The following is a 15,564-nucleotide window of genomic DNA, read 5'->3' as shown; positions in this document are numbered from 1 at the left end:
ATCTTTAATTGTGGCGTTCTCGCTGGCCATCGGTGCGCAGGCTCAGGCGTTGTCGCCGCACGTTGATGAGGCTCACGGGTGGCCGGATGTTGAGACGGTGCAGACCCTGTTGCGCGCCGATGCGGCGGCGGCTTTGGCCGATTGCCGGACGCCGGGGATCTGCCAGCCGGGGGCCGCACCTGCGGATCAGGCGGCTTCTGCCGGACCGAAACAGGACGACATTCGCGTGGCCGCGATCTTCGGGTCCACCCGGCGGCTCACTGTCGATGTCGTCGTCAATGGTGCGTTGCTGCGCTATCGGGCGGGCCATGGTGCGCCTATCGCCGGGGCGGTCTCGGCGAATGGCTATCAACTGCTGGCAGTCGTTGGGGCTTGCGTGCACTTGCGCCGCAACGAACACGATCACATGGCCTGCGTGCCGGTCGGGAGGGCGCTGCCATGACGCTGCCTTTAACGCCGTTAGCAATGCTGCCTTTAACGCCGTTAGCAATGCTGCCTTTAACGCCATCACCGTCTTCAACACGATTCAAACCGAGCGACCCCCAATCGCTGCATACCGCCGACGACATCGCTCGGCTCGCGCCCGCTTTCGTCCGCGCATTGGGCGACGAATTCGATCTTGCCTCATTGGCGGGCCGGTTGTGTCCGGTGCTGCTGGACAGCGGCCAGGCCGCGCTGTTCGCGGTCGACGAATACGCGCTGGGCGATACCGTCGACGAACTTGAACGCATGGTGCGCGCGGCCGGATACCGCTTGGCCAAGCCGTCACGCTACATCCTGCCTGCGCCGTTGCTGCTGATGATTGCGCGCGGGCAATTGACGGCGGCGGGCTTGGGGCGGCGGGGCAAAGGATCACCGGCTGAGCGAACGTCCGCCCTGGCTGCCTTGTTTCAAGACGTCGTCCGTTGGGGCGTGACGCAGGGCGCCAGCGATGTCCATATCAACGTCAATCAGCGGCAGGCTTTCTGCGACATCCGCTACACCATCAATGGCGAGTATGTCGGCACGGAACGTTTTGCCGGGCTTTCGAACACGACATTGCTGGAGGTGCTGGCGGTGGCCTGGATGGAGGTGCGCGGGGGCAACGGCGCGGTGTTCGACCCGGCGCTTGAGCAGCAAGGGCGTATCGCGCTTGAGGTCGACGGCATCCCGATTGTGTTGCGCTGGGCATCGCTGGCAACCGATGTGGGGCCGTCTGTCTGCCTGCGGATTCTGCGCTTGGACGCCACGGCTGACGGCGATCTTCACGCACTGGGTTATCTGCCCACGCAAATCGAGACGCTGCTGCGCGCCCGCGACCGCGAAGGCGGCGCCATCGTGCTTGCCGGCGTGGTCGGTTCCGGCAAATCCACGACCATCGCGACGTTGATGCGGGGCATCGAATCGACGCGCAAGGTCATCACATTGGAAGACCCGGTTGAATACGTTATTGCCAACGCATTGCAGAACACGCTGAACGGCGCGCTGGCGGAATCCGCGTGGCCGACGCTGGACGCCAAGTTGAAGACCATCAAGCGGTCGGCGATGAACGACCTGCTGATCGGAGAAATCCGAGATGTGGATACGGGGCGAGCGTTCATGGACCTGGCCGGTTCGGGCGTCAGCCTTTACGCCACCACGCATGCGGGGTCGGCGGCCATGGTTCCTGAACGGCTGGCGTCAGAGGCGATTGGCGTGTCTCGAGATTTCCTCGCGACGCCCGGCATGCTCAAACTGCTGGTTTATCAAACCCTGTTGCCGCGCTTGTGTTCGGCCTGCGCCTTGCCGCTGGAATCCCTCTGGCGAGAGCAAACCTCTTCGCGCACATCGGATTCCGCGTTCGCTGCCCAATGGGATTGGCAGGCTTGGACGCACGAAATGGAACGCGTGTACCGCTTGGAGCCGCATGCCCTGAGGGTCAGGAATCCGGCGGGGTGCGGCGCTTGCCGTCGTCCGCAATTGCCTGAACTCAATGGCACGGCGGGGCGCTGTGTTGCCGCGGAAATGATCGAGCCCGAACGGGTAGAGGGGTTTCTGGAACGCGTGCGTTTGCGCGATAACGCGGCGTTGATGTCCGCCACGCAAGAGGCAGACCCATGGGCATGGCGCGATGTTTCAACACGAGGCGCAAGGGCGTTGGACGGCGCCTTGCATCGAGTCAGCTCCGGCGAGGTGGACCCGCGAGCGCTGCTGCGCCGCTTCGACCTTCTGGTTTCACCGCAAGCCGCCAGCGCCGAACCGGGCGCCGGACGGGATCGGGGGCTGATATGAGGTGGCTGACATGAGGTGGCTGACATGAGGTGGCTTACATGAGGTGGCTGACATGACTTGGCTGACTCGCCCGGCCCCGGTTCGGTTCGGTTTGCGTTTCGAAGCCGCGCCGCGATGGATGGATGCGATGCGCTTTCGTTTCCAGCGCGCCGATTACTACGCCTATCTTGCCGATCTGATCGACGGCACGCAGGGGCGCAAGAACCTGCGCGACATTTTTGATGACGATGCGCGCCGATACGGCCCGCGCACGGTACGGGGCCGGCTGTCTCGCGATTGGGCTGCGGCGTACCTTGAGGCGGGCGGCGACCTGGGGTTGGCGTGGCGGGACACATTCCCTTCTGGCGAATGCTTGTTGCTTAGCTGCGTGCAGGAAGAGGGCGGCGATCTTGCGGCGGCGCTGCGCGACTTGTCGCGTGCCGTCCAGTTGGCCGGGGATGCCTGGCTGGCTGTGGCAACGGCGGCTGCAGCGGGCGTCGTCGCAGCTGCCGTCGCCTTCGCCCTGCTGTGCGCGATTCCCTACTTCAGCGTGCCGCGCTTGCAGCAGGTCTTTCAGCTGGTGCCGCCCGAAGACTATCGGGGGCTGACGCGCGGTTTGTTCGCCCTGGCGCGCGCGTTGAAGCAGTGGCTGCTGCTCTGGCTCGTGCTCAGTTTGGGCCTGGCGGGGTTGAGCCTGTGGTCGCTGCCGAATCTCACGGGTCCATTCAGGCGCGTGCTTGATGGCTGGCTGCTGTGGCGCTTGTACCGGGATTTCCAGGCGATTCGCTTTCTTTGCCTGCTATCGGTGCTGGTTCGCCAGCACGGGGCGGCTGACACCCGGCTTCGCCGTGCGCTGTCTGTCCAGGCGCGCAGCGCGCAACCGTGGATGCACGCGCACCTGCAAACCATGTTGGACCGCATCAATGCCGGGGCAAGCGGCCCCGAGATATTCGGCACGGGCCTGCTGGATCAGGAAACCTGGTGGTACATGGCCGACATGATGGACGCGTTGGGGCTGGAGGCCGGTCTGGCGCAGGTTCGCCAGCGCGTCGAGTTGCGCCTGCTGGTGCGGGTGCGCCGGCAAGCCGCCACGCTGCGATGGTCGTTGCTGATCCTGTCGCTGGCGACCGTGTTGGGCGTCACGTTCTGGCATTACGGCGTCATTGATGAGCTGCGCCAGGCGTTGACCAATTTCTACGCAAGCCAGTAGCGCGGCGATGCATCACTCAAACCACTGATTTCATCAACGAAAGGAGGCAACCATGCCTGGTCTAAGGGTTCAGCAATATCGGCTCAGCACGCGTCAGCGAGGGTTCTCGTTAATGGAGGTGTCCATCGTTACCGCCATCGTCTTGTTGATCGCCATCGTCGGCATTCCCGCGATTGGTGCGTACGTGATCGAGAACAAGGTGCCCAAGGTGGGCGAAGAACTCCAGCGGTTCATCGCCAGCATGAAAATCAATGCCCAAGGCGGCGGCGTCAATCCGTACTTGGGTTTGGACACTGGCGCAATGGCGAATGCGCTGCGCGATTCCAGCGTGCTGGCCGTCCAGGGCAGCGGCGCGTCAGCCCGTATCGTGCATGGCCTGGGCGGCAGCGGGGCGGGCCGCAATGGGGTGGTGGAGGTCGTGGCCGGGACATTGGGGGGCGCAGGCCTGGGTTCTGCCTTCACCGTGACGCTGACGAATGTGAGCCACGCAGCCTGTCCGGCGCTGGCGTCTGTGCTGCAACGCGTGTCGGACACAATTTCCATCGGCGGCGGCGAAGGCGTCAAAGTCGTCAAAGATACGCAATCCATCCCCATCCTGCCCTACCGCGCAGCGCAGGCCCAGGCGCAATGCGGCCAAGGGGACGTCAACACCTTTGTATTCACGGCAAAATGATGCGGCCTGCCTTGTCGGACGGTGCGCGGTGGCGCGCCATCTTGAGTCCGCATCAGCAGGGGGGCTTTTCGCTGGTGGGCTTGGCGCTTGCGTTGGCATTGACCTCTGTCATCGCCATTTGGGCGTCGAACCAGGTCGTACAGCGAATCGAAGACGCGGCGGCGCGTGCCTCGGGGCTGTGGCTCACGCAGGTCCGCGAGGCGGCGGCGGGGATGCTGACTCGGCATTTCGACGTGCTGGCCAAGGCAGAGGCCCCGTTGAGTGAGGGCGGGCAGCCGCTATTCGTGGATGCTCTTGCGCCGACGGTGCCCGAGCTTCGCGCCCTGGCGCTGCTGCCGGCGGCGTTCCCAGAGCGTTCGGCGATGGGGTTCGGCGCGCAGATCAGGGTAGTCAGGGGCGAAGGTTGTCCAGGCGAGCGCTGCCGGCTCGATGCCCTGGTCTATAGCGCCGCACCGATTCTGAAATCTGGGTCTCGCTTTCCTGATCTGATTGGCATTGCTGCGGTGATGGACGCCGCGCAAGGTTATGGCGGCGCGGTGTGGGCGGAGTCGCCTGACCGGGTTCGCGGCTCGTCGTTCAGTTTCCCGAACCCTCTGGCGCCCGGCGCCCCTGCCTATGCCGCAGGCACGGTGGCGCTGTGGGCCGGGGCGGGGCCTGGAGCCGATCGCTCGCCCGTCATGCCCGACCTGGACCCTTTCGTCAGGATTGGCGACGCGCGTGACCCCATGCTGCAAGGCACGCTGACGGCCGCGTCTTCCGTGATCGCGGGCGGGTATCTGTCGGTGGGGGCGCGGGCTCAGGCGGGGCAGCACTGCGGGGTGGCGGTTGGCACGATCGCCACGTCGGACGATGGCGAATTGCTGACCTGCCAATCCAGCGTCTGGCGGCGCGCCAGCAGCGGCTTCGGCGGCGCGTATAGCGTCAACTATCCGCGGGGCTGCACGCACTTTTCCGGAGCGTCCACTGCAAATCCCGTCACCGGGCAATGCTCGTGTCCGCCTGGTTTTACGGAGGTCATCGTGTCGGCAGGCGGGAAATGGACCGAAACCGAAGGGTGGACCACCGGGTATGTCTGTGTCCGATAGGGGGTCTGGCACCCATTCCCGCGCTTTTCCGCCAAACCTCTATAATCAAAGATTCGCCTAAATCCTGCGTCATCCACGATGAAATCCTCCGAGATTCGCCGCCAGTTCCTGCAATTCTTCAAGTCGAAGGGACACACCATTGTTCCTTCGTCGTCGCTCGTCCCCGGCAACGACCCGACCTTGCTCTTCACCAATTCGGGCATGGTCCAGTTCAAGGACGTGTTTACGGGCAAGGAATCGCGGTCGTACACGCGAGCCACCTCGTCGCAGCGCAGTGTGCGCGCCGGCGGCAAGCACAACGACCTGGAGAACGTGGGCTACACCGCCCGCCACCATACGTTCTTCGAAATGCTGGGTAACTTCAGCTTCGGCGACTACTTCAAGCGCGACGCCATCCAGTACGCCTGGGAACTGCTGACGCAGGTCTACAAGCTGCCGGCCGAGAAGCTCTGGGTCACCGTGTACCAGGAAGACGACGAAGCCTACGACATCTGGGCCAAGGAAGTTGGCGTGCCGGCCGAGCGCATCATCCGCATCGGCGACAACAAGGGCGCACGCTACGCTTCCGACAACTTCTGGCAGATGGCCGACACCGGCCCTTGCGGTCCGTGCTCGGAAATCTTCTTTGACCACGGCCCCGAAATCTGGGGCGGCCCCCCGGGATCGCCCGAGGAAGATGGCGACCGCTACATCGAAGTCTGGAACCTGGTGTTCATGCAGTTCGAGCGCGACGCGCAAGGCAATATGCCGCGTCTGCCGCGCCCCTGTGTCGATACCGGCATGGGTCTGGAACGTATCGCCGCCGTCTTGCAGGGCGTGCATTCCAACTACGAAATCGATCTCTTCCAGACGCTCATCCACGCCGCCGCTCGCGAAACCGGTGTGAAGGATCTGGACAACAACTCGCTGAAGGTCATCGCTGACCACATCCGCGCGTGCTCGTTCCTGATCGTGGACGGCGTGATTCCCAGCAATGAAGGCCGCGGCTATGTGCTGCGCCGCATCGTCCGCCGCGCGCTGCGCCATGGCTACAAGCTGGGTCAGACCAAGCCGTTCTTCCACCGTCTGGTGCCGGATCTGGTCGCGGAAATGGGTAAAGCCTATCCGGAACTGGCCGCCATGGCTGACCGCGTGGGCCAGGTGCTCAAGCAGGAAGAAGAGCGCTTTGGCGAAACGCTCGAGCATGGCATGCGCATTCTGGACACCGCCCTGGCCAACGTACCCAAGGGCGGCGTGCTGGACGGCACGACGCTGTTCACCCTCTATGACACCTACGGCTTCCCCGTGGACCTTACCGCCGACATCTGCCGCGAACGCGAAGTGGAAGTCGATATGGCCGGTTTCGAGGTCTCGATGGAGCGCCAGCGTGACCAGGCGCGCGCCGCCGGCAAGTTCAAGATGGCCGAAGGCCTGAGCTACGAAGGCGCCGACACGCGCTTCGAAGGCTACGAAAAGCTGGAACTCGACAACGTCAAGGTCACGGCCTTGTATGTCGATGGCTCGCAAGTGCAGCAAGTGAAGGCCGGCCAAAGCGCTGTGGTGGTCTTGGACGTCACGCCGTTCTACGCGGAGTCGGGCGGCCAGGTCGGCGACACCGGTTTGCTGGAAGCGGACGGCGTGCGCTTTGCCGTGGCCGATACGCTCAAGATCCAGGCCGGCGTGTTTGGCCATCATGGCGTGCTGGAATCGGGCACGCTGTCGATCGGCGACACGCTGCTGGCGCGCGTTGACGCAGTTCGCCGCGCCCGCACGGTGCGCAACCACTCGGCCACTCACCTGATGCACAAGGCCTTGCGCCAGGTGCTGGGCGCGCACGTGCAGCAGCGCGGCTCGCTGGTGGACCCCGACAAGACCCGTTTCGACTTCGCGCAAGATGCGCCGATGACCGCCGAGCAGATCGCGCGCGTTGAAGCCATTGTCAACGCCGAAGTCCTGGCCAACCAGCCCACCGTGGCCCAGGTCATGGCCTACGACGACGCGGTCAAGGGCGGCGCCATGGCGCTGTTCGGCGAAAAATACGGCGACACCGTGCGCGTGCTGGACATTGGTTTCTCGCGTGAACTCTGCGGCGGCACGCACGTCAGCCGCACGGGCGACATCGGCCTGTTCAAGATTATTTCCGAAGGCGGCGTGGCGGCGGGTGTGCGCCGTATCGAAGCCATCACGGGCGACAACGCGTTGGCTTGGGTGCAGAACCAGAACGCCTTGCTGACCCAGATCGCCGGCATGCTGCGTAGCACGCCGGCCGATGTGCCGGCGCGTATTGCGCAGGTGCAGGATCAGGTCAAGGCGCTGGAAAAAGACCTTGAGCAATCGCGCAACAAGCTGGCCGCCAGCGCGGGTAACGACCTGGCTACCAGTGCCGCCGTTGACGTCAAGGGCATCAAAGTCCTGGCCGCCAGCATCGCCGATGTCGATCCCAAGGCATTGCGCGGCATGGTCGACAACCTGAAAGACCGCCTGAAGCCGGCGGTGGTGCTGCTGGCCACCGGCGCTGCCGATGGCAAGATCAGCGTGGTGGGCGGCGTTACCGCCGACCTGACCGACCGCATCAAGGCTGGCGATTTGGTGGGCTTTGTCGCCAGCCAGGTTGGCGGCAAGGGCGGCGGCCGCCCGGACATGGCCATGGGCGGCGGCACCGATCTCGCAGCCTTGCCCGCAGCGATTGCCGGCGTGCAGAAGTGGGTGGACGAGCGTCTGTGATGAGCAGCGGGGATACCGGCCTGAACGCGGGCGCGCAAACGCCCGTGTTTCAGCAGGAAGTGGATGCCAGCGGCCTGACGTGTCCGCTGCCCATCCTGCGCGCCAAGAAAGCGTTGGCGCAGATGGTCAGCGGCGAAGTCTTGCGCGTTGTCACCACCGACCGCAATGCAATCCGCGACTTTCAGGCGTTTTCCCGGCAAACCGGCAATGCGCTGGTTGCGCAGCACGAGGCTGATGGCCATTGCGTGCACTACCTGCAACGGCGCTGACCTTCCGGCCTTCGGCTAATAATCATCGCCCGATGCAATAAAAAGGCCCGCCTTCCAGCGGGCCTTTTTGCATGACGCTGACGGGTTTACTTGTGGATGGCCACAGCGACCGCCTGCGTGATGGTGAAATCCACCAGATCGCCTTCCTTCAGCTGCTGCAAGCGTGCCTGGAGTGCTGGGTCCTTGACCTGGATCGTGCGCATCCCGCCTTGCGGGCCCTTCAGGGTGACCAAGTTTGCACTCTTGTTGATGTGCCAGATTTCGGCGGTGATGGTCGTTTGGCGGCCCATCGCGCCACCGGGCTTGGCGCCGGGGGCGCTGCGGGTCGCCGACGTTTCTGTGACGACCTCGGGCGCGCCTGAGCCCGCGCGGCGCACATCGACCGCGACGGATTCGTAATAATCCAGCGTCAGGGTATCGCCCGTTTTGATCTGTTGGAAATTACGCACGTCCGGGCCTGCAACGACATCGACGGAATTGCCGTTGGCGCCTTGCAGGGTGATGGTGCGCGTGGCGGGGTCAACCGCCGTCACCTTGCCGGACGCGGTGGTGAGCGCCGCGCCGACCACGCGGGCAGACGCCGCAAACGGCATCGCCAATGTGCCCAGCAAAATGCCCGTCAACGCCAGGCGCGCAACGGGAGTGAAGACAGATTTCTGGTTCTTCATGATGTGGCACCCTCCAGTAGAGGAAGTGTTGGGAAAAAACACGAGGGAACTGGGGAAAATGCGAGCTCAGCGGAAGATATCCGCCTTCAGGACGAGGGCTTGAATACTGCGATGGGCCGACGCCGCAGGGGCGTGGCCGGGTGGAGCAAAGCGTGGAGTAAGGCGTACGACGACATAAATCCGATCTCTCCAATCGGGTTATTCTTCAAACGCATTAACGATCAACCGCAGGAAATGCAGACGTGGGCGCGGCGAGAAGGCTACACTTTGGTCTGCGGCGGGCTCCGGCCCGTTTTTGTAGAATACCCGGATGTGGTGTTTTAGGATACAAAACGCGCCGCCACGACTGATTCAGCACCTGCATTTGCCAGCTGGCTTGTTTAAGTGCTAGAATTTCCCGTTTTTCACAACTAATTCAAGGGATTACCTATGGTGGTGATTCGCCTGGCCCGCGGTGGGTCCAAGAAGCGTCCGTTTTACAACCTGGTGGCCACCGATTCGCGTAACCGTCGCGACGGCCGCTTCATCGAGCGCGTGGGTTTCTACAACCCCGTAGCTAGCGAAGGCACGGAAAACCTGCGCATTGCGCTGGATCGCGTGCAGTACTGGACCGGCACTGGCGCCCAACTGTCGCCTGCTGTTGAGCGTCTGGTCAAGGACTACTCGGCTAAGGTTTCCGCCGCTGCTTAATTGCCGCGTCGACCAACCAAGTCGTTAGTTCAGCTGTAAAAGCTACCATTCTTAGCTGTTTCATCCTTACCAAGAGCGCGATACATGTCTGATGCCGCAACCTCTAACGCGGCGCCTACGGATTTGATCGAGCTGGGCCGCATCACTGCAGCCTACGGTGTGAAAGGCTGGGTCAAAGTGCAGCCTCATTCGGCCAATGCCGAAGTGCTGCTCTCAGCATCTCAATGGTGGTTGACTCGCCCTGTGCCTGAATTGGCGCGGGGCGCTGTCGCGTCTGCGCCTGTCGTAATCAAAGTTCTGCAAGCCCGCTCGCAAGGCGCCACGGTCGTGGCCCAGCTGGCGGGTATTGCCGATCGCGATCAGGCCGAAGCCATGCGCGGATATTCCGTGCAGGCGCCACGCGGATCTTTCCCCGCGCCGGAAGAAGACGAATACTACTGGGTCGACCTCATCGGCTGCGCGCTGTACACCAGCGCCAACGGTGAACCCGCCTTGATTGGCGTGGTGGACGAAGTCCTTGATAACGGCGCTCACGCCGTCTTGAAGGTTTTGTGCCAGAAGGCAGGGGCCGAAGGGCCCGAGCCCATCCTGACCGCCAAAGGCCGACCCGCCGAAATGCTTGTTCCGTTCGTACGTGCGCACATACACGCCGTCGATCTGGCTGCTCGCCGCATTGACAGCGACTGGCCGGCGGATCTTTGATGCGATTTGACGTCGTTACGCTCTTTCCCGAAATGTTCGGGGTAGTGCGCGATCTGGGTGTCACCGGCCGGGCGCATGCCCAGGGCCGGTGGTCTCTGCATGCGTGGAATCCTCGAGATTTCACGCACGACGTTCATCGCACGGTGGACGACCGCCCCTACGGCGGCGGCCCCGGAATGGTGATGATGGCGGGGCCTTTGGAAGCCGCTGTCAACGCCGCTCAGGACGCGCGCGCCGCGCTTGGCCTGGGCCGTGCCCCCGTTGCGCTGCTGGCCCCGGTTGGACAGCGCTACGATCAGGCGGGCGCCGAAACACTGGCTGCAAGCGACGGGATCATCCTGATTTGCGGCCGATACGAAGGTGTCGACCAGCGCTTCATTGAACGCTGCGTGACCCACGAAATATCCCTGGGCGACTTTGTGTTGTCCGGCGGAGAAATCGCCGCGCTTGCGGTGATCGATGCCGCCGTGCGTCTCTTGCCCGGCGTGCTCAACGATGGCGATTCCGCATTGCAGGACTCGTTCAACGACACCTTGTCCGGCTTGCTGGACAGCCCCCACTACACGCGCCCCGAAGTCTACGAGGGCGAGTCCGTGCCCCCGGCGCTGCTTAGCGGCCATCACGCCAACATCGCCCGTTGGCGGCGCGAACGCTCGCTGGCGTTGACCGCCGCCCGCCGCCCTGAGCTGCTGGAATCCGCCCGTGCCAAGGGCTGGTTGAACAAAGCCGATGAGCGCTTTTTGGCTGAATTGGCCGGCACGTACGACCCGGCATCTGATGCCCCCAAGCGGCGGCGCAAATCTTCAAGCAAGCCTGCGGCCAGTTCGCCCGCAACGCCTGACGCCTCTTCCTAACGCTTTTCATCAGACTGGCGCTGCCCAACCCCGCTAGGGATGTTCCTAGGTTGTGGGCGGTTTGTGTGCTCCTTAGTATTGAAAATTACATGCAAATGAAATTTTCATATGAATCAGCCCCGCCGCGCCGAATCTGGCCTGTCTTCCTCTGAACGCCCAACCCCGGCGTCATCGCGCCTGTCGTCCGGCCGGCCGGAATCCGCCGTTGATATGTGGCTGGGCCAGCAATTGCGCCAGTTGCGCAAGCAACAGGGCCGCTCGCTGACCGATGTGGCCAGTGCTTGCGGCATGTCGGTCGGACTGTTGAGCCAGATCGAGCGGGGCTTGAGTTCCGCCTCGGTCAAGACGCTGGACCTGCTTGCCCGTGAGTTTCAGGTGTCGGTCAATTCGCTGCTGCGTAATGCCGAGCACACGCAGGGCGAAGATGGCGGCCGTGTGGCGCGCGCCGGTACGCATCGGTTTATCGACCTGAGCGAAAAAGGCATCAGCAAAGAGATGTATACGCCGCCCGCCTGCCGCAGCATGGACCTGTGCCGCGCGACCATCGAACCGGGCGGCTCCACCGGCAATGAGCTGTTCGTAACGGGGCAGGGCGAGCAGATCGGCGTCGTGCTCAAAGGGTCGTTAGAACTCTGGGTAGGCGACCGCGTCGTGCTGCTCAACGAAGGCGATAGTTTTTGCTATGCCAGCAGCACGCCGCGCCGCTGGCGCAATCCCGGCTCGCAGGCGACGGAAGTCATCTGGGCCATTTCCAACATCACTCAAGCCGCGGGGGACGACACGCAACAAGCGCCCTAGGCGCGCAGCATCCACAGCGGCGTGGCGACACTGGGGATCGCCGCGCCACCGGACACGCCAGGCGTTGCCCGGACTTCTTTGCCACGATGAGGAAATGTCATGAAATTCAAGACTCTGGTTGTCTCGGTATTTGCTGCATTGTCCATGGCCGCGGGCGCGCACGCCCAGACGGTGTTGAAAGTGGGGTCCACACCCACCGGCAGTCCGTTCACGTTTCTCGACACCAAGACCAACAGCATTGAAGGCGTGATGGTCGACATCGTGAAAGCGGTTGGCAAAGAAGCGGGATTCGAGGTGCAGATCGAACCCATGGCGTTTTCGGCGCTGATCGGTTCGTTGACTTCCAAGCGTATCGACATCGTGTCGGCGGCCATGTTCATCACGCCGCAGCGCCAGCAGGTGGTGAGTTTTTCGGAACCGGTCTATCGCTACGGCGAAGGGCTGATGGTGTTGAAGACCGACAACAAGGATTACAAGTCCTTTGCCGACATGAAAGACATGACGGTGGGCGTGCAGGTGGGCACCGCGTTTGTCGAACCCATCCAAAAGAGCGGCGTGTTCAAGGAAGTGAAGCTCTACGACAACCCGCCCGACATGATGCGCGACGCCAATGCCGGCCGTATCCAGGGCGGCTTCATGGACTACCCGATTGCGGCCTACATCCTGACGCAAGGCAACTACCCGAACCTGAAGATGGCGCAGTCTTACCAGCCCACCATCATGGGCAGCCTGGGGCTGGCCACGCGCAAGGAAGACACCGCGCTGCTTGATCGCATCAACAAGGCGCTGGTCAAGCTGAAGGCGGACGGCGCCATCGACGCCATCCTGAAAAAGTGGGGCCTGTCCGGCGCGTGATGCTGGCCTGATCTCAAGCAACTCGCAGTTTTTGCATCAGCCTGGCCGGTGCGCGCCCGCGCGCCGGCGGGCGGGGCGCATCCCGCGTTCCCGTGGGCTGTCTCGTCGGGGTGGGTGAAGTCATGATGGAATTCTTCAAGGATTCGGCGGAGTATCTGCCGATATTGCTGCAAGGGGCAAAGCTGACAATCCTGGTGACGCTGGGGTCGTTGGCGCTGTCGACCGTGCTGGGCCTGGTGTGGGCGCTGATGCGGGTGTCGGGCAACACGTTCCTGTCCAAGCTCAGCGGCGGCATCATCAATCTGCTGCGCGGCATTCCGATCATCGTGCTGCTGTTCTATATCTATTTCGTGATGCCCGACATGGGTGTGTCGTTGACCGCCGTGCAGGCCGCCATCATCGGCTTGGGCGTGGCGTATTCAGCCTATCAGGCCGAGAATTTTCGCGCGGGGATTCAGGCGATTGACCGTGGCCAGATCGAAGCCGCGATGGCGATGGGCATGAGCTGGAGCATGACGATGCGGCGCGTGGTGCTGCCGCAGGCTGTGAAGATTGTGCTGCCGCCCTACGGCAACATCATGATCATGATGCTCAAGGATTCGTCGCAGGCCTCCACGATCACCGTGGCGGAGCTGGCCTTGCAGGGCAAGCTGATCGCTGTGTCGACCTTCAAGAACGCGACGGTGTTTTCGCTGGTGGCGTTGATGTACCTGGTGATGTGCGTGCCGCTGATTCTGCTGGTCCGGCATCTGGAAAAAAGGAGCGCCACGAAATGATCGAACTCCAGGGAGTCCGCAAGAGCTTCGGCCCGCTAGAGGTGCTGAAGGGAATCGATGCCGAAGTCAGCAAGGGCGAAGTCGTTTGCGTGATCGGCCCGTCGGGTTCGGGCAAATCCACCATCCTGCGCTGCATCAACGGGCTGGAACGCTACAACGCCGGCCGTATCACGGTTGATGGGGAATTGGTTGACGCCGATGCTCCGTCCATCGTGTCCATCCGCACGCAGGTGGCGATGGTGTTCCAGCGCTTCAACCTGTTTCCGCATCGCACCGCGTTGGAAAACGTGATCGAAGGGCCGATCTTCGTGAAGAAGGAACCGCGTGCGCAAGTGCTGGAACGCGGCCGCGAGCTGCTCGCCAGCGTGGGCTTGGCGGACAAGGCGGACGCGCATCCGAATCAGTTGTCGGGCGGCCAACAGCAGCGCGTGGCGATTGCGCGCGCGTTGGCGATGCAGCCCAAAGCGATTTTGTTCGACGAGCCCACCTCCGCGCTGGACCCGGAGCTGGTGGGCGATGTGCTGGGCGTCATGCGCAAGCTGGCGGAAGCCGGTATGACGATGGTGGTCGTGACGCACGAAATGAGTTTTGCCCGCGAGGTTGCCGACCGCGTCATGTTCTTCGATGGCGGCGTCATGGTGGAGCAGGGCGCGGCCCGCGAAGTGCTGAATCATCCGCAGCATCCCCGTACGCAGGACTTCCTGCGCCGCGTGCTGCATCCCATGTAAGGAATCATCATGCAGCAAGCGCCGTTTCCCTTATCTCCGTCATTGTGGGCAGCCACCGCCGCGGCGCCTCCGCCGACCGAGCCGCTGATGGCCTCCACGCAGGCGGACGTGCTCGTCATCGGCGGCGGATACGCCGGCCTGAGCACGGCCTTGCATCTGGCCGAGCGGGGCGTCAAAACCGTGGTGCTGGAGGCGCGCGAGATCGGCTTTGGCGGATCGGGTCGCAATGGCGGGCAGGTGATTCCCGGCTTGAAGTACGACCCGGACGCCTTGATCTCGATGTTCGGCCACGACCGCGGCGAGCGGCTGTTGCGGTTCGCCGGCGCCACGGCCGACTCGGTGTTCAACTTGATCGACCGTCATGCCATGGATGTGCCGCACGTCCGTAAAGGCTGGATTCAAGGCGCGCACACCGCCGACGCGTTGCGCACCGCGCACGACCGCGCCGCCCAATGGGCGCGCCATGGCGTGGATGCGCAGCCGCTGGATCGCGGGCAAGTCGCGCGCTTGCTGGGAACCGACCGCTATCTGGGCGGATGGGTCGATAACCGCGCGGGCGCCGTGCAGCCCTTGAGTTATGTGCGTGGCCTGGCGCGTGCTGCATTGAATGCGGGCGCGGTCATCCACACCGATACGCCGGTCACGGGCTTGAAGCGCGAGGCCGGCAAATGGACCGCCACCACCGCACGCGGCGCGACGGTTTCCGCCGACCGCGTGGTGATGTGCACGAACGCCTATGGCGGTGATCTGTTGCCCGGCTTGAAGACGTCCATCATCGACGCCAACACCTTCCAGGTGGCGACGGCCCCGCTGCCGGAGGCCGTGCGCGCAGGCATCTTCCCCGAGGGGCATGTCACGTCGGACACCCGCAACCTGTTGCTGTACTTCCGGTTGGATCACCAGGGCCGATTGCTGATGGGTGGTCGCGGGCCCTTCCGTGAACCCAAGGGCCCGCAGGACTGGGCGCATCTGGAACGCGTGATGCTGAAGCTGTTCCCGCAGGTGGCCGGTACGCCGTTCGAATATCGCTGGTGCGGACGCGTTGCCGTTACGCGCGACTACCTGCCGCATCTGCACGAGCCGCAACCGGGCCTGCTGGTGGATATCGGCTGCCAAGGGCGGGGCGTGGGCTTGCAGACCAGCATGGGGCGAGCGATGGCGCAATACGTGGCCACGGGCGACGCGAATGCATTGCCGGTGCCGCTGTCGCCGATTGTGCCGTTCCCGCTGTACGGGCTGCGGCGGCTCTACGTGAATGCAGTGGTGACCTGGTATCGCCTGAACGATGGCGGTGTGTAGGCGGGAGGTCGGTGCGGAGTTGTCT

General features: G+C 63.5%; 16 protein-coding genes. 15 read left to right on the top strand and 1 reads right to left on the bottom strand.

Annotation, left to right across the window (positions count from 1 at the left end):
• Positions 1-10 precede the first annotated feature (10 nt).
• The 7 genes from AC1DSJ_RS25600 to AC1DSJ_RS25570 all read left to right on the top strand — a co-directional run bounded on the left by AC1DSJ_RS25600 (position 11) and on the right by AC1DSJ_RS25570 (position 8,169).
• Positions 11-442, top strand: coding sequence for a hypothetical protein (locus AC1DSJ_RS25600; RefSeq protein WP_476760413.1), 432 nt, complete (start codon positions 11-13; stop codon positions 440-442).
• Positions 443-489: 47 nt separating this feature from the next.
• Positions 490-2,250, top strand: a complete 1,761-nt coding sequence (locus tag AC1DSJ_RS25595; RefSeq protein ID WP_441372392.1) for an ATPase, T2SS/T4P/T4SS family — start codon at positions 490-492, stop codon at positions 2,248-2,250.
• Between the two features lie 118 nt (positions 2,251-2,368).
• Positions 2,369-3,439, top strand: coding sequence for a hypothetical protein (locus AC1DSJ_RS25590; protein WP_441372412.1), 1,071 nt, complete (start codon positions 2,369-2,371; stop codon positions 3,437-3,439).
• Between the two features lie 52 nt (positions 3,440-3,491).
• Positions 3,492-4,112, top strand: a complete 621-nt coding sequence (locus AC1DSJ_RS25585) for a type 4 pilus major pilin (protein WP_054427429.1) — start codon at positions 3,492-3,494, stop codon at positions 4,110-4,112.
• Positions 4,113-4,153: 41 nt separating this feature from the next.
• The gene (locus AC1DSJ_RS25580; protein WP_346552656.1) at positions 4,154-5,197 is read left to right on the top strand and encodes a prepilin; all 1,044 of its coding nucleotides are present in this window, start codon (positions 4,154-4,156) and stop codon (positions 5,195-5,197) included.
• 78 nt (positions 5,198-5,275) lie between these two features.
• The gene (gene alaS / locus AC1DSJ_RS25575) at positions 5,276-7,900 is read left to right on the top strand and encodes an alanine--tRNA ligase (RefSeq protein ID WP_441372391.1); all 2,625 of its coding nucleotides are present in this window, start codon (positions 5,276-5,278) and stop codon (positions 7,898-7,900) included.
• On the top strand, positions 7,900-8,169 hold the full coding sequence (locus AC1DSJ_RS25570; RefSeq protein ID WP_054427432.1) for a sulfurtransferase TusA family protein: 270 nt from the start codon (positions 7,900-7,902) through the stop codon (positions 8,167-8,169). The genes alaS and AC1DSJ_RS25570 overlap by 1 nt, the downstream gene beginning before the upstream one ends.
• Positions 8,170-8,255: 86 nt before the next feature.
• On the opposite strand, the gene AC1DSJ_RS25565 is transcribed toward AC1DSJ_RS25570, so the two are convergent.
• On the bottom strand, positions 8,256-8,837 hold the full coding sequence (locus AC1DSJ_RS25565; protein ID WP_175169798.1) for a hypothetical protein: 582 nt from the start codon (positions 8,835-8,837) through the stop codon (positions 8,256-8,258).
• A 429-nt stretch (positions 8,838-9,266) separates the two neighbouring features.
• Between AC1DSJ_RS25565 and rpsP the strand changes: the two genes are divergently transcribed.
• From rpsP to AC1DSJ_RS25525, 8 genes are all read left to right on the top strand, one after another.
• Positions 9,267-9,527 carry a 30S ribosomal protein S16 gene (gene rpsP, locus AC1DSJ_RS25560; protein WP_006224007.1) on the top strand — a complete coding sequence of 87 codons (261 nt, stop codon included), beginning with the start codon at positions 9,267-9,269 and terminating at the stop codon, positions 9,525-9,527.
• A gap of 84 nt (positions 9,528-9,611) precedes the next feature.
• Positions 9,612-10,229 carry a ribosome maturation factor RimM gene (rimM, locus tag AC1DSJ_RS25555; RefSeq protein ID WP_054427435.1) on the top strand — a complete coding sequence of 206 codons (618 nt, stop codon included), beginning with the start codon at positions 9,612-9,614 and terminating at the stop codon, positions 10,227-10,229.
• Positions 10,229-11,083 carry a tRNA (guanosine(37)-N1)-methyltransferase TrmD gene (trmD, locus tag AC1DSJ_RS25550; RefSeq protein WP_346552658.1) on the top strand — a complete coding sequence of 285 codons (855 nt, stop codon included), beginning with the start codon at positions 10,229-10,231 and terminating at the stop codon, positions 11,081-11,083. The genes rimM and trmD overlap by 1 nt, the downstream gene beginning before the upstream one ends.
• A 210-nt stretch (positions 11,084-11,293) precedes the next feature.
• Complete coding sequence (locus AC1DSJ_RS25545) at positions 11,294-11,881, top strand: helix-turn-helix domain-containing protein (RefSeq protein ID WP_245636478.1); 588 nt, start codon at positions 11,294-11,296, stop codon at positions 11,879-11,881.
• Between the two features lie 99 nt (positions 11,882-11,980).
• On the top strand, positions 11,981-12,736 hold the full coding sequence (locus AC1DSJ_RS25540) for an ABC transporter substrate-binding protein (protein WP_054427438.1): 756 nt from the start codon (positions 11,981-11,983) through the stop codon (positions 12,734-12,736).
• A gap of 122 nt (positions 12,737-12,858) precedes the next feature.
• Complete coding sequence (locus tag AC1DSJ_RS25535) at positions 12,859-13,512, top strand: amino acid ABC transporter permease (protein WP_175169801.1); 654 nt, start codon at positions 12,859-12,861, stop codon at positions 13,510-13,512.
• A complete protein-coding gene (locus tag AC1DSJ_RS25530; protein ID WP_054427440.1) occupies positions 13,509-14,240 on the top strand; it encodes an amino acid ABC transporter ATP-binding protein in 732 nt (243 codons plus the stop codon). Before AC1DSJ_RS25535 ends, AC1DSJ_RS25530 begins: the two co-directional genes overlap by 4 nt.
• 9 nt (positions 14,241-14,249) lie before the next feature.
• Positions 14,250-15,539, top strand: coding sequence for an NAD(P)/FAD-dependent oxidoreductase (locus AC1DSJ_RS25525; protein ID WP_175169802.1), 1,290 nt, complete (start codon positions 14,250-14,252; stop codon positions 15,537-15,539).
• Positions 15,540-15,564 lie beyond the last annotated feature (25 nt).

The sequence above is a fragment of the Achromobacter sp. 01N37 genome, assembly GCF_056399725.1.
The sequence above is the reverse complement of the archived record's forward strand: the minus strand, read 5'-3'. Positions and strand labels throughout refer to the sequence as shown.